The organism is Planotetraspora thailandica (assembly GCF_016863335.1).
Taxonomy (GTDB): Bacteria; Actinomycetota; Actinomycetes; order Streptosporangiales; family Streptosporangiaceae; genus Planotetraspora; species Planotetraspora thailandica.
In genome coordinates this window covers 40,543-54,461 of record NZ_BOOR01000068.1, presented here as the reverse complement: position 1 = coordinate 54,461, position 13,919 = coordinate 40,543, and the positions used below count along the sequence as shown (strand labels likewise).

Here is a 13,919-nt window from a genome sequence, read left to right as displayed (position 1 = left end):
TCCAGCGGCGGGTGGAGACCCGCCGTGAGCGGAAGCCGTATCTGATCGAAGGCCACTGGCACAAGCGTCGTCGGTGATGCCTGGAAAAGCTGGCGCAGCGGAGGTCGGGCCTACCGGCATGCCCAAGGTCGGATCGGACGACCTCAGGCCACGCTGGGGAGGCCCGGCGCTTCGCCATGCAGCGCGTTGTGGCGAGTCAACTCCGCGCTCCCGAGCCGCGGGCTCAAGGAAGGTCCCGTGGGCGGGCCGCGCAAGAAAGCCCGCAAGGCTCAGGAAGCCGTGAGCCCCGGGAACCCACGAGTCCCGAGAGCCCACGAGCTCCGGGGGTCCACGAGCTCCAGGGCCCAGGAAGCTGAAGAACTCAAGGAGCCCGGAGCCCAGGAAGCCCGAGACTCCCTAGGAACCCGACGCCCGGGAGGCGGAGTGAATGAAATGGGAAGCGGGATTATGCGACCGGCTCGGGGGATTCCACCTCGTCGATGGTCCTGCGGGGACCGCTGAACCATTTACGGGCGGACAGGCTCCACCACAGGGCGATGGCGATGAGCACGGCGCCGACGGCGATGGGGGCGTAGTTGACGGACGTCCAGGCGAAGTCCTTGTTGCCCGGGACGCCGGCGGGAGCGAGCGGAAGGATGAAGTAGACGGAGATCACGAGAATTTCGATGACGGCGATCCAGCCCATGACCTTGTACTTGCGTCCCAGCGTCCAGGGGCCCGGCTTGAAGGAGTCGCCCGCGCGGAGCCGCAGCCAGATCGGGATGAGGAAGGCGAGGTAGAGGCCGATGACCGCGATGGACACGACGGCGAGGAACGCGACCGGCGTGGTGGTCCCCGCGGGTGCGTACAGCGCGGGCAGCGTGATCAGGAGGGCGACGACGCTGCCGCCGATGATGGCGTTGACGGGCGTGCGATTGCGGTCGACCCGCGACCACAGGCGCCAGCCCGGCACGGCGCCGTCACGGGAGAACGCGTACGTCATGCGCGACATGGAGGTGACGCAGCTCATGCCGCAGAAGAACTGGCCGATGGTGGAGATGCCGAAGATGACGGTCGCCAAGGGTGACGACAAGGCGGAGGTGAAGATCGCCCCGACGAAGCCGCCCTCGTTGTCGACCGCTGTCACGTCGGTGGCGGCGAAGAGGAACGACAGGAGCAGGATCCAGCCGCCGATCGCCGAGTAGAAGATCGACTGCCAGAGGCCCTTGGCAGCCGAGCGGGCCGCGTCGTGGGTCTCCTCAGAGACGTGGGCGCAGGCGTCGAAACCGGTGATCGTGTACTGGGTGAGCAGGAAGCCGAGCGGCAGCACGTAGAGCCAGAAGGTCGGCCCCGAGCCGTTGTCCCCGCCGAAGCCCGAGTGGTTGAACTGCTCGAAGAGGAAACCGACGTCCTGGTGCTTGGACGGGCCGAAGATCAGGATGAGGACGACGGCGGCCGCGCCGAAGACGTGCCACCAGACCGACACGTTCTGGAGGATCGAGATGAGCCGGTGGCTGAAGATGTTGATCAGCGCGTGCAGCACCAGGATGATCGCGAAAAGCAGGAACGTCTGGTGCAGGGTGTTGCCGTTCGCCCAGCTGTCGCTGAACCGGCCGATCGTGATGTTGAGGAATGTGGCGCAGCCGTAGTCGACCGAGGCGGTCACCGCGATCAGGCCGATCAGGTTGAGCCAGCCGGTGAACCAGCCGTGGACGGGCTTGCCGAGCTTCGCCGCCCACCAGTAGATGCCGCCGGCGGTCGGGTAGGCCGAGACGAGCTCCGACATGCAGAAGCCGATGATCAGGATGAAGATCGAGATCAGCGGCCAACCGACGGAGATGGCGAGTGGGCCGCCGTTGTTCCACGCCTGGCTGAAGGTGGTGAAGCACCCGGCCAGGATCGAGATGATGGAGAAGGAGATCGCGAAGTTGGAGAAGCCGCTCCAGGACCGGGCCAGCTCCTGCTTATAACCGAGTTCGGCGAGTCGTCGGGCGTCGTCGTCGAGGGCTTGCGCCATGAGGCCTCCTCTAGGTGGGGGGTTTCCGGCCGTCGATCAGATGGCCGAAGCTCGGATCTGCGATGTCGCGCGCGGCCTGGGCGAACTTGTCGGCGGCCTCGGCGCTGTAGTCGAAATCAGGAAGGGCCTCGTTGCGGACCAGGCCCTGATGGACGACGAACCAGAGCGCCCACGTGAGGTTGGACATGATGAGGTTCAGCCGCACCCGGGGCACCAGGTCGTCGGAGCCGAAGTAGGCGCGCGTGAGCCGTACGACATGGTCGGGGTCGAAGTCGGACTCGGCGGCGATGTCGCCGAGCTCGAAGCAGGGGTCGTTGTTGCCCGAGAGCTGGTAGTCGACGATGCGGATGCCCGCCGGAGTGGCGATCAGGTTCTCCGCGAGCAGGTCGTTGTGGCACGGCACGGCAGGCAGCGGGTGCGCGTCGAGCGCGGCTTCGATGTCGCGGGCGGCGGGCAGCACGTCGAGGTAGCCCTCTGGCAGCGTCAGATCGTGAGTACGGCACAGCGCGAGCAGTTGGGCGAGCTTGCGGAAGATCGAGAAGTCGTTCACGAACGCGGGCCCGGAGTGCAGACGACGGCAGGCCGCCGCTATCTGCTCGATGGTCGCCGGCTCGCGCACGGCGGGGGCGTCGAGGGTCACGCCGTCGAGGTATTCGAGGAGGACCGCGTTCGGCATGACGTGCAGCACCTGCGCGCCGACTCCCGTGGACGCGGCGCGGATAGTGTTGGAGATCTCTTGGTCGAGGGGGATGCCGAGGCCGGTTTCCGCGATCAGCGGATCGAGCACCCGCAGGAGCCACCGTTCGCCGTCGTCGGTCTCAACGCGGGCGATGTGATGGCTGAGCCCACCCTTGATCGTCGTGGAGATGATCGGCCGGCCGGCCCAGGCCGTGACGAGGTCCAGTGCGTCCGTGACGGCATCTGGCATGCCCGGCTCCTTTTGGTCTACCTTCAGACCATTGATCAGATTCTGCGGGCCAGGTGTTACAGGAGGGTGTCGATGTCGCAACTTCCCACCGACGCGCAGGTCGTCGTCATCGGCGGCGGTGTGGCCGGGTGCAGCGTGGCCTACCACCTTGCCAGGCTCGGCTGGACCGACGTGATCCTCGTCGAGCAGCACGAGCTGACCGAGGGCACGACGTGGCATTCCGCCGGGTTCGTTGGCCAGCTCAGGTCGACGGTGACGCAAACCCGGATGATCATGTATTCGGCCGGCCTCTATCCGGAGCTGCGTGAGCTGACGGGCCTGGACCCCGGCTGGCACGGCGTCGGAGGCCTGCGGCTCGCGACCACCCCCGAGCGCCAGGAGGAGCTCGTACGGCAGGCCGGAGCGGCCGAGACGTACGGGCTCGACATGGAGCTCCTTGATGCCGCGCGCACCCTCGAACGGCTGCCGGGGCTGGAGGTGGCCGACGTCCTCGGGTCGTTGTGGCTGCCGGGAGACGGCTGGCTCGATCCGGCCCGGCTGGGGCAGGCACTGGCAGAGGGCGCACGCAGGCTCGGCGTGCGGATCTTCACGGGCGTGGAGGTGACCGGCGTGGACGTCGAGGCCGGCCGGGTGCGTGCCGTACGCCTCAGGAAAAGCCCCAGGAAGAGCCTCGAGGAGACAGGCGACGACGAGCACGTCGTGAGCACCGAGACGGTGGTGGACGCGGCGGGGGCGGCGGCCGGTGTGGTGGGCCGCCTCGCGGGTGTCGACGTGCCGATCGTGCCGATCAAGCACCAGTACGTGGTGACCGCGGAGGCGGGGGTTCCGGCGGAGACGCCGACCGTGCGCGACCCGGACAACATCGTCTATTTCCGGGAGGACGGCGGCGGGATTCTCGTCGGGGGATACATCCGTACGCCGCAGGTCTGGGACACCGAGCGGCCGCTCGCGGAGCCGCGCACGCTCTTCGCCCCGGACATGCCGAAGTTCCGGGAGTCGTGGGAGGCGGCCGTCCACCGCCTCCCCGGCCATCTCACCCCGGACACCGAGCTCCGCAAGGTGGTGCACGGGCCGGAGGCGTTCACTCCGGACGGCGAGTTCCTGCTGGGCGAGACCGCGGTGGCGGGCTTCTGGGTGGCCGCCGGGTTCTGCGTGCACGGCCTGGCGGCGGCGGGCGGCGTCGGCAAGGTCATGGCCGAGTGGATCACCGACGGGAGTCCCGAATACGACGTCTTCGGCATGGACGTGCGCCGGTTCGGCGGACACGCGCGCTCGGCCCGGTGGGCCAGGGCCAGGGCGCTCGACTCCTACAGCAAGTACTACGACATCGTCTATCCCGGCGAGGAGCGCACGGCGGCCCGGCCGCTACGCCGCTCGCCCGCCTGGGTGCGGCACACCGCGCTGAACGCCTCATTCGGGGAGAAGGCGGGATGGGAGCGGGTCAACTGGTTCCCGCCGACAGGCCAGGACCCCGGGTCCGCGCCACGGGGATGGGCGGGCCGGGTATGGTCGCCGGCGATCCGGGAGGAGTGCCAGGCCACGGAACGGGCGGCCGGGCTCTTCGACCAGACGTCCTTCGCGAAACTGGAGATCTCCGGCAAGGACGCGCTGGCAGGCCTGGAGCGGGTCTGCGGCAACGGCCTCGACCGGCCCGTCGGCTCGGTCGTCTACACGCAACTGCTCAACGAGCGCGGCGGCATCGAGGCCGACGTGACCGTCACCCGGCTGGACGACGAGCGGTTCCGCCTGGTCACCGGCACGGCCTTCGGCGTGCACGACGCGGCCCTGCTGCGCCGTCACGGCCTGGAGGTCACCGACGTCACCTCGGCGCTGGCGTGCTACTGCCTGTGGGGGCCGCAGGCGTACGCCATCCTCAATGAGCTGAGCGACGACGATCTGACCTTCGGCTACATGCGGGCCAGGCAGATCAGCGTGGGGCATGTGCCGGTGCTGGCCCAGCGGGTGACGTTCGTCGGCGAGTTCGGCTGGGAGCTCTACTGCCCCGCCGAGTTCGGCCTGACCCTGTGGGACACCCTCATGGAGGCCGGCCTGCCGTACGGCATGCGCCCGGCGGGCTACCGTGCGCTCGACTCCCTGCGGCTGGAGAAGGGCTACCGGGTGTGGGGCCTCGACATCACGCCCGAGACGACGCCGCTGGAGGCCGGGCTCGGCTTCGCCGTACGGTCGGAGCGGCGGGCCGCGCTGGCCGAGCCCACCCGTACGCTGCGCTGCCTGGTGCTGGACGAGCGGCACGATGACCGGCCGGACGTCTGCCTGGGCGGTGAGCCGGTCCGCCTGGACGGGCGGCCGGTCTCGCGGATCACCAGTGGCGGGTACGGCTACCGCGTCGGCCGGTCGATCGCCTACGCCTACCTGCCGGTGGGCGTCGCGGACGGCGACCGCGTGCAGATCGCAGTCAACGGCGGATGGACGGGTGCGCGGGTCGCCGCCGAACCGCTCTACGACCCGGCGGGTGAGCGCGTCAGAGCCCGGCCGTGGGACGCGTGAATCACGTGCCTGATCACGGGGGCAGTTCGCCCCGGGTAGGCAGGCCCTGCCACGAGCTCGGGCCGGCCACGGCGAACGCGGCCAGCGAGATGCCCCGCTTGAGCCGGTCGGACGGGTGGAGGCCGTCCAGCAGCGCGCTGAGATAGCCGGCCACGAAGGCGCCGCCGACGCCGGTCGCGTCGACCGAGGTCACCGGGGCCGCCTGGGTGTCGTAGCGCAGCCCGTCGACCGTCGCGCTCGCGCCCTTCGCGCCCCGGGTCACGATGAGTTCCGAGACGCCCGCGAGCGCCGAGTCGACCAGCGGCAGCTCGTCCTGGTTGGCGAAGAGGATGTCGGCGGAGGACGCCAGCTCAGACAACGCATTCCTGGCCTCGTCGGAGCTCTCCCACAGGTGCGCACGGTGGTTGACGTCGACCGACACGAGCACGCCCGCGTCCCGCGCCAGCTTGACGGCGTGATGGACGGCACTCCAGGCGTATCCGCTGAGCGCCAGCGTGATGCCGGTGACGTGGAGGATCCTGGCCGCCTGCACGGCCTCGGCGGGCACGTCGCCCGTGGACAGGCGTGAGCCCGCCGAGCCGTTCTGGTAGTGGACCGCGTGCAACGAGCGGCCGATCCGCCGCTGGCGCATCACGATGCCGGTGGGGGCGGTCTCGTCGACCCGCGCATGGGAGACGTCCACGCCCTCGCCGCGCAGCACGGTGAGCGTGCGCACTCCCAGCTCGTCGATGCTGACCCGGCCGAGCCAGGAGACGGTGTGCCCGAGCCGGGCCAGGCCCACCGCCACCGTCAGCTCCGGGCCCTCGACGTCGAGGCGGGCGGTCATGTCGTGCCGGATCCTGTCGGCCGATATGACGCCGAGCGCCTCACCGAGCGTGAACACCTCGGTCATGCTGTTGTTCCCCACGCTCTTTCGTGCTCTGTCGTGCCAAAAGCATGGCAGAGATCGTTCCAGGCCGGGTAGGCGTATGCCCGATCAGCCGCCGAAGGCGTCGATCGCGGCCTGGCAGAACGCCTTCAGGTCGTCGGGCTTGCGACTGGTCACGAGGGTGTTCGGGCCCGCCGTGCAGATCATGACCTCCTGGTCGGCCCACTCGGCGCCGGCGTTGCGCAGGTCGGTCTGCAGGCTGGGCCACGAGGTGAGCGAGCGGCCGCGCACGACGTCCGCCTCGATGAGCGTCCACGGCCCGTGGCAGATGGCCGACACCGGCTTGCCCGCGTCGAAGAAGTCCCTGGCGAACTGGACGGCCTTCGGAACGGTGCGAAGGATGTCCGGATTGGCCACGCCTCCGGGTAGGAGGAGCCCGTCGAAGTCGGCGGCGGACACGTCGCCGACGGTGGTGTCCACCGCGAACGTGTCGGCCTTGTCCAGGTGGTCGAACGCCTGGATGCGGCCCGGCTGGGTGGAAACCAGCCGCGGAGTGCCGCCGGCCTGCTCCACCGCCCGCCAGGGCTCGGTGAGCTCGACCTGCTCGACGCCCTCTGGGGCGACCAGAAACGCGATCGTCTTGCCCTGCAACATCTTGCGCTCCTTTCACGCGCCTTCTCGTAAAGGACTCTCTTTGCCCGCCTGCCCACCATCCCGGCATGTATGCCGCTCCTGGGGTACGGGGGTCATATGCCGATATATGTCGGAACATCGGGGTGGCAGTACGGCGACTGGCGGGACGAGATCTACGCCGGGGTGCCACAGCGGCTCTGGCTGGAGAGGTACTGCCAGGCCTACGCCACCTTGGAGAACAACAACGCGTTCTACCGGCTGCCCTCGAAGGAGACGTTCGAGTCGTGGCGGGAACGCACGCCGGACGACTTCGTCATGGCGGTCAAGGCCAGTCGTTTCCTCACGCACATCAAGCGGCTGAAGGATCCACAGGAGCCGGTCGCGCGGCTCATGGGCGTGGCCGAGGGGCTCGGGCGCAAGCTCGGCCCGATCCTGCTGCAGCTTCCGCCGACGATGCGTGCCGACGCCGGCCGGCTCAGGGACTGCCTGGCGTGCTTCCCGAAGAAGGTCCGCGTGGCCGTTGAGCCACGGCATCCGTCGTGGTGGACCGACGAGATCCAGCAGATCATGGCGGACCAGGGCGCCGCGCTGTGCTGGGCCGACAGGCGCAACAAGGCGCAGAGCCCGCTGTGGCGCACCGCCGGCTGGGCGTACCTGCGATTCCACGAGGGTACGGCCCGGCCGCGGCCGAGCTATGGGGAGAAGGTGCTCCGGAAGTGGCTCGACCCCTTGGGCGACGTCGTGGGTGACGCGGGGGACGCCTACGTGTACTTCAACAACGACGCGGGTGGCGCCGCCGTACGGGATGCCGTGACGTTCGCGGCCTTGGCGGAGGAGGCAGGACTTTCGGTGAGCCGGGTCACGCCCCCGGACGAGCTTCCCGAGTTGCCCCAGCTGTCCAGAACCGTCTGAACACGGCGACGCCGATGCCCGGGAGCGTGCGGGCTCCCGGGCATCGGCAGGGATCGGCAGGGATCGGCGGGGATCTGCGGGGGATCAGCGGGGAGTTCGGTCAGGCGGGGCGGTCGCCGGACGGGCGCCGGCCGGCCACGAGCTGATCGGTGGGCCGGGTCGTGTCCGAGTCGGTCGTCTTGCCGGTCGTCTTCTCGTGCTCCCGGGCGCGGGGGACCGGCGCACTAGTAGGCGCAGTAGTAGGCGCGGCGGTCGGCTCGTCGGCGAGGCGGCGCTCAAGGTCGCGCTTTTCGGCTTCGAGCTTGGCGACGCGCTCACGCTCGGCCAGCCGGCCCTCGCGCAGCCGGCGGCGCTTCACTGCGCTTCTGCGCATACCCCCGCTGACCATGAGGAGACCGACGAGGAAGACCACGGCCGTCACCGCTCCGGCGAGGAAGAGTTCGAGCCCGGAAAGGCTGAAGGTGCGGTCCCAGACGTCGATCGGGACCGTCGTGGTGGTGTCGGCGACGGATACCTCGATCATGGCCGCCGCCGCGACCACGATCAGCAATAGGCCTAGCAGGACCATTCGATCTCACCCCAAGTCGTGAATCCGGTTCGCGGGCCCCCCTCCACTGCCCCGCGAACCGGCGTTCATGCCAGGGGGCGATCAGCTCTTCACTTCGCGCAGGCGACCGGTCTCGACCTCGTAGACGAAGCCCCGGACGTGTCCGGTGCGCGGGATGAACGGGTCGGCCTTGATCCTGGCCACCGACTGGCGCACGTCGTCGTCGGGGTCGCCGAACGCCTCCGCCGCCCAGTCGGGCTTGATGCCGGTCTCGGCCTGGATCGACGCCTTGAAGTCGTCGTCGGTGAAGGTCAGCATGCCGCAGTCGGTGTGGTGGATCAGGACGACCTCCTGCGTGCCGAGCAGTCGCTGGCTGATGGCCAGGCTCCGGCGTACGTCGGCGGTGACCACCCCGCCGGCGTTGCGGATGACGTGGGAGTCGCCTTCGCTGAGGCCGAGCAGGCCGTAGACGTTGAGCCGGGCGTCCATGCACGCCACCACCGCCACCTTCTTGCCTGGAGGCAGCGGCAGGTCGCCCTTGTCGAAGGCGGCAGCGTAGTTCTCCGCGTTTGCGAGCAGGTCGTCGGTGACGCTCATGGAGGCCTCCCCATTTCGCGGGCGCTGTGCTCCGGGTGGACCCTTGCACCTTCGGCCCTATTTCCTACTGTGTCAATAGGTTATTACACTGGGTGAGCCGTCGTTTTGTAGGCACCTGCGCTTCATATGGGGGACGCTTACGCCGTTTATGGTCCGGCGCATGACCATGATCCGTAAGTTCGTGGCCGGGGCTCTGGCCGTCCTCGCGGGCGGTACGGTGGCCGCTGTGCTGATGCAGCCCGGACCGGCGACCGCCGACAGGCGGGAGCGGGAGCCCCTCGTGATCGGCCACCGGGGCGCGAGCGCCCTGCGGCCCGAGCACACCCTGCCGGCCTATGAGACGGCCATCGCCCTCGGCGCCGACTACATCGAGCCCGACCTGGTCTCCACCAAGGACCACGTCCTGGTGGCCAGGCACGAGAACGAGATCGGGGGGACCACCGACGTGGCCGACCACCCCGAGTTCGCGGGCCGACGCACCACCAAGACCATCGACGGGGTGGCGGTGACCGGATGGTTCACCGAGGACTTCACCCTCGCCGAGCTGCGTACTCTCCGGGCCAAGGAGCGCATCCCCGACCTGCGCCCGGACAACACCGCCTTCAACGGCCAGGCGCAGATCCCGACCTTCGACGAGGTCATCGAGCTGGCACAGCGCCACGGCGTGGGCGTCTACCCGGAGACCAAGCACCCGACCTACTTCGACTCCATCGGGCTGTCGCTCGAGGAGCCGCTGCTCGCCGCTCTTGCCCGGCACGGCTGGCGCAAGGAGAGCGACCCGGTCTTCATCCAGTCGTTCGAGACCGCCAACATCCGGGCGCTGAGCAAGAAGACCAAGCTGCACATCGTCCAGCTGGTCAACGCGTCCGGCGCGCCGTACGACCACGTGGCCGCGGGCGACGGCTTCACCTACGACAAGATGGTCACGCCGGCGGGTCTGAAGGACGTGGCGTCCTACGCCGACGGCGTGGGCGTGGCGACCACCCGCATCATCCCGACGGGTGCGGACGGGCGCACGCTCGCCCCGACGACGCTGGTCAGGGACGCGCACCGGGCCCACCTGGACGTGCACACGTGGACGGTCAGGCCGGAGAACTCCCAGCTCCCGGTGGACTACCGGCGCGGCGACCCGGCGAGCCCGGCATATGCCGGTGCGACCGGTGACGTGGCCGGCTACCTGAACAAGCTGTACGACCAGGGCATCGACGGCGTCTTCTCCGACGACCCCGGCATCGCCCGCGCCGTGCTGGCCACGCGCACCCTCCGCTGACCATCGGGGCGTGGCGCCCGGCTGGGCGCCACGCCCCCAAGTGAAGTTGACAATCATTTTCATTTGGTCCACGATTCGGGAGTATCCCCAAATACATCGAATCGAACAGGACCGTCGTGCGTTCCCCACTTGCTCGATCCCTGCCGGTCGCCGCCCTCGTTGTGATGTTCGCCGCCGCCTGCGGCTCCGGAACGTCGCCGACGGCATCGTCCGGCACCTCCTCCACCGGCGGTTCGCCCCTGAAGGTCGTCGCCACCACCACGCAGGTCGCCGACTTCGCCCGCAACATCGGTGGCGACAAGGTCTCGGTCACCCAGATCCTCAAGCCGAACGTCGACCCGCACGACTACGAGCCGTCCCCGGCCGACATTCAGGCGATCTCCGAGGCCGACGTCGTGGTCAAGAACGGCGTGGGCCTGGAGAGGTGGCTCGACCAGGTCATCTCGGCCGCCGGTTTCAGCGGCACGATCGTCGACACCAGCCAAGGAGTGTCGATCCGCCAGGGCAACGGCTCCGATGAGGAGGCCGCGGGCGACCCGCACATCTGGCACAACCCGATGAACGCCAAGATCATGGCGACGAACATCGAGAAGGCCTTCGCCACCGCGGACGCGGCGGACGCCTCCGCCTATCAGGCCAACCTCAGCGCCTACAGCACCAAGCTCGACGCCCTCGACGCCGACATCACCGGGAAGATCGACGCGATCCCCGCCGACCAGCGCAAGCTCGTCACCAACCACGACGCGTTCGGCTACTACATCGACCGCTACAAGCTGACCTTCGTCGGCTCGATCATCCCGAGCTTCGACACCTCGGCCGAGTTGTCCGCCAAGCAGATCGCCGATCTCGTCGCCAAGATCAGGGCGACCGGCGTGCCCGCGATCTTCTCGGAGTCGTCCCTGCCGCCCAAGACCGCCGAGGCCATCGGCCGTGAGGCCGGAGTGAAGGTGGAGGCGGGAGAGGACTCTTTGTACGGCGATACTCTCGGACCGGAGGGGTCCGCGGGCGCGACCTACCTCCAGATGGAAGAGCACAACACCGACACGATCGTCAGCGCCCTCAAGGGTTCCGCCACATGACGCAGCAGCAAAGCCGTACGGCGGCGCTGGTCCTCGACAAGGCCAGCGTCGCCTACGGGCATATACCGGTGCTCGAAGAGCTCGACGGCACCGTGGCCTCCGGTGAGGCCGTGGCGCTGATCGGCCCCAACGGCGCCGGCAAGTCCACACTGATCAAGGCCATCCTCGGGCTCGTGCCTGTCGTGCGCGGCAGGATCGAGGTGCTCGGCACCACTCCCGCACAGGCGCGCAGAGACGTGGCCTACGTGCCGCAGGCCGACACCCTCGACCCCGACTTCCCCGTGTCGGTCGAGCAGGTGGTGATGATGGGCCGCTACCGCAAGATCGGCTGGCTGCGCCGCCCGTCGGCCGCCGACCGCACCGCCGTGGCACAGGCGCTGGAGCAGGTCGGGCTGAGTGAGCGGGCCAGGCACCGGTTCGGCACGTTGTCCGGCGGGCAGCGCCAGCGGGTGCTGCTCGCCAGGGCGATCGCCGCCCAGCCGCGCCTGCTGCTGCTCGACGAGCCCTTCAACGGGGTGGACGCGGTCAGCCAGCATGCCCTGCTCGACGCGATCGCCGTGCTCAAGCGGCAGGGCGCGGCGGTGGTCGTCAGCACCCACGACCTCTCCATCGCCCACCTCGCGTGCGACGAGGTCTGCCTGCTCAACCACCACCAGTTCGGCTTCGGGCCGACCGAGGCGGTGCTGACTCCGGAGCGCCTGCGCGCGACGTACGGCGGGCACGCGCTGGAGCTGCGCGGCGACCGCGTGATCGTGACCCAGACATGAGCCTGATCGAGCCCTTTCATCTGCCGTTCATGGCGCGTGCGCTGGTCGAGCTGGTGATCCTGGGGATGCTCGCGGGCACGGTCGGCGTGCTGGTCCTGCTGCGCCGGCTGGCGTTCGTGAGCGACGCTCTGACCCACACCGTCTTCCCCGGCGTCGTCATCGGCTACATGCTCGGCGACGAGGACGGCGTCTTCTGGGGAGCCCTGGTCGCCGGCGCGCTCACCGCCGTGCTGCTGACCGTCCTGGCCCACCGGCGGCGGGTCAGCGAGGACGCCGCGCTCGCGATGGTGCTGACCACGCTATTCGCGGTCGGCGTCGTGCTCGTCTCCCGCAGAACCGCCTTCACCTCCGACCTCACGCAGTTCCTGTTCGGCCGGGTGCTCACCGTCACCCAGGAGCAGCTCGTTCAGACGGCCGTCGTGACCGTGCTGGTCGCCGGTCTGCTGGCCGTCTTGCGCCGACCGCTCATGATGCGCACCTTCGACCCCGAGGGCGCGGCGGCGGCGGGCATCCGCGTCGGCCTGCTCGACCTGGTCATGAACGTCGCCGTCGCCCTGGTGGTCGTCGCCGCGGTGCAGGCCGTAGGGACGATCCTGGTCATCGCGCTGCTGATCGTGCCCGCCGCGGCGGCCCGCGCCCTGTCCGACCGGCTCGTGGTGATCGTGCCCGTGGCGTGCGTCATCGGCGCACTCGGAGGCTGGCTCGGGCTGGCCGTCAGCTATGAGGCCTCCGTCTACCATGGCCTGCGCCTCGCCTCGGGCGGCACCGTCGTGCTCGTCCTCGTCGTGCTGTACGGCCTGGCCGCGCTGGCCGGTGCCGTACGGAAGCGGGTGGCGCTCGGCCGGGTACGGCTGACCGCCCCCGAACTGGAGACGCCTGAACTGGAGATGACGCGGTGAGCTGGCTCGACTCCACCGTCGTGCGCGCCATGATCGAGGCGGCGCTGGTCGGCGTGCTCGGCGGCGTGGTGGGCGTGTTCGTCATCGCGCGCCGGCTGCCGTTCTTCACGATGGCGCTCACGCACGGCACCTTCCCCGGGATCGTCGTCGCCGCGTTGCTGGGGCTCAACCTGTACCTCGGCGGCGGGGTGTTCGGCCTGCTCGTGGTGCTGGCCGTCGTGGTGTTCTCGCGGGCCAGGGGGCAGGACTTCACGGCCGCGACCGGGATCGCGTTGTCGGGGGGTTTCGCCCTCGGTGTCGTCCTGGTCTCCGCGCAGGACGGCTTCAGCAAGGACCTCACCGCCTACACCGTGGGTGACGTGCTCGCGGTCAGCACGTCCGACCTGGTGATCACTGCGGTGGTGGCCGCCGTGGTGCTGCTCGTGCTGGTCGCGCTGGGCAAGGAACTGCTGCTGGTGGCCTTCGACCCGGTCGGGGCCTCGGCGGTGGGGCTGCCGAGGGCCGTGCTCGACTTCGTGCTCCTGGCGGTCATCGAGGTGACCGTGGTGGCCACGGTGCCGGCGCTGGGAGCGATCCTCACGGTCGCGCTCATCGTGGGCCCGGCCGCGACCGCCCGCCTGATCACCGACCGGCTGGCGTTGTTGTTCCCGATCGCGGCCGTGGTCGGCGTCGTGTGCGCGCTCGCCGGGGTCGGTGTCTCCACGCAGTGGAACATCGCCGCGGGTGCGTCGATCGCGTTGTTCGTCGGGCTCGCCTTCGGTGTGGCCTTCATCGGCTCGGTGCTGCGCGGCCGTACGGCAGTGGCTGGGAGCAATCCCGCGTCCGACCCCGTATCGGCATAACGCTCATTTCGATGTCCATACGGTGAATAACGATTGCCGTTACCTGCTTCCGATGCCCGTCACCGGCAGTCAC

13 protein-coding genes are annotated in these 13,919 nt (G+C 69.4%); 7 read left to right on the top strand and 6 right to left on the bottom strand.

The annotated features are described in order from the left end of the window. Nucleotides 1-445 precede the first annotated feature (445 nt). Nucleotides 446-1,996 (bottom strand): amino acid permease, encoded by a 1,551-nt coding sequence (locus tag Pth03_RS34860; RefSeq protein ID WP_203948733.1) that lies wholly within the window; start codon nt 1,994-1,996, stop codon nt 446-448. Between the two features lie 10 nt (nt 1,997-2,006). Then, complete coding sequence (locus tag Pth03_RS34855; RefSeq protein WP_203948732.1) at nt 2,007-2,924, bottom strand: phosphotransferase; 918 nt, start codon at nt 2,922-2,924, stop codon at nt 2,007-2,009. Nucleotides 2,925-2,996: 72 nt separating this feature from the next. Here Pth03_RS34855 and Pth03_RS34850 point away from each other — a divergent pair, with 72 nt between their 5' ends. Then, nucleotides 2,997-5,432 (top strand): GcvT family protein, encoded by a 2,436-nt coding sequence (locus tag Pth03_RS34850; protein WP_203948731.1) that lies wholly within the window; start codon nt 2,997-2,999, stop codon nt 5,430-5,432. 13 nt (nt 5,433-5,445) lie between these two features. On the opposite strand, the gene Pth03_RS34845 is transcribed toward Pth03_RS34850, so the two are convergent. Both Pth03_RS34845 and Pth03_RS34840 read right to left on the bottom strand, forming a co-directional pair. After that, nucleotides 5,446-6,324 (bottom strand): sugar kinase, encoded by an 879-nt coding sequence (locus Pth03_RS34845; protein ID WP_203948730.1) that lies wholly within the window; start codon nt 6,322-6,324, stop codon nt 5,446-5,448. A gap of 84 nt (nt 6,325-6,408) precedes the next feature. Beyond that, nucleotides 6,409-6,954 (bottom strand): type 1 glutamine amidotransferase domain-containing protein, encoded by a 546-nt coding sequence (locus tag Pth03_RS34840; protein ID WP_203948729.1) that lies wholly within the window; start codon nt 6,952-6,954, stop codon nt 6,409-6,411. A 96-nt stretch (nt 6,955-7,050) separates the two neighbouring features. Here Pth03_RS34840 and Pth03_RS34835 point away from each other — a divergent pair, with 96 nt between their 5' ends. Further along, nucleotides 7,051-7,845 carry a DUF72 domain-containing protein gene (locus Pth03_RS34835; protein ID WP_203948728.1) on the top strand — a complete coding sequence of 265 codons (795 nt, stop codon included), beginning with the start codon at nt 7,051-7,053 and terminating at the stop codon, nt 7,843-7,845. Between the two features lie 100 nt (nt 7,846-7,945). Here Pth03_RS34835 and Pth03_RS34830 read toward each other — a convergent pair whose 3' ends face one another. Both Pth03_RS34830 and Pth03_RS34825 read right to left on the bottom strand, forming a co-directional pair. After that, a complete protein-coding gene (locus Pth03_RS34830; RefSeq protein WP_203948727.1) occupies nt 7,946-8,413 on the bottom strand; it encodes a hypothetical protein in 468 nt (155 codons plus the stop codon). Between the two features lie 81 nt (nt 8,414-8,494). Next, a complete protein-coding gene (locus Pth03_RS34825; RefSeq protein ID WP_203948726.1) occupies nt 8,495-8,989 on the bottom strand; it encodes a beta-class carbonic anhydrase in 495 nt (164 codons plus the stop codon). Nucleotides 8,990-9,149: 160 nt separating this feature from the next. Here Pth03_RS34825 and Pth03_RS34820 point away from each other — a divergent pair, with 160 nt between their 5' ends. From Pth03_RS34820 to Pth03_RS34800, 5 genes are all read left to right on the top strand, one after another. After that, nucleotides 9,150-10,259 carry a glycerophosphodiester phosphodiesterase gene (locus Pth03_RS34820; protein WP_203948725.1) on the top strand — a complete coding sequence of 370 codons (1,110 nt, stop codon included), beginning with the start codon at nt 9,150-9,152 and terminating at the stop codon, nt 10,257-10,259. 116 nt (nt 10,260-10,375) lie between these two features. Then, nucleotides 10,376-11,338, top strand: coding sequence for a metal ABC transporter substrate-binding protein (locus tag Pth03_RS34815; protein ID WP_203948724.1), 963 nt, complete (start codon nt 10,376-10,378; stop codon nt 11,336-11,338). Then, nucleotides 11,335-12,105, top strand: coding sequence for a metal ABC transporter ATP-binding protein (locus Pth03_RS34810; protein WP_203948723.1), 771 nt, complete (start codon nt 11,335-11,337; stop codon nt 12,103-12,105). The genes Pth03_RS34815 and Pth03_RS34810 overlap by 4 nt, the downstream gene beginning before the upstream one ends. Continuing rightward, nucleotides 12,102-13,004, top strand: coding sequence for a metal ABC transporter permease (locus Pth03_RS34805; RefSeq protein ID WP_203948722.1), 903 nt, complete (start codon nt 12,102-12,104; stop codon nt 13,002-13,004). The genes Pth03_RS34810 and Pth03_RS34805 overlap by 4 nt, the downstream gene beginning before the upstream one ends. Further along, nucleotides 13,001-13,846 carry a metal ABC transporter permease gene (locus tag Pth03_RS34800; RefSeq protein WP_203948721.1) on the top strand — a complete coding sequence of 282 codons (846 nt, stop codon included), beginning with the start codon at nt 13,001-13,003 and terminating at the stop codon, nt 13,844-13,846. The genes Pth03_RS34805 and Pth03_RS34800 overlap by 4 nt, the downstream gene beginning before the upstream one ends. The last annotated feature ends 73 nt before the right edge of the window (nt 13,847-13,919 follow it).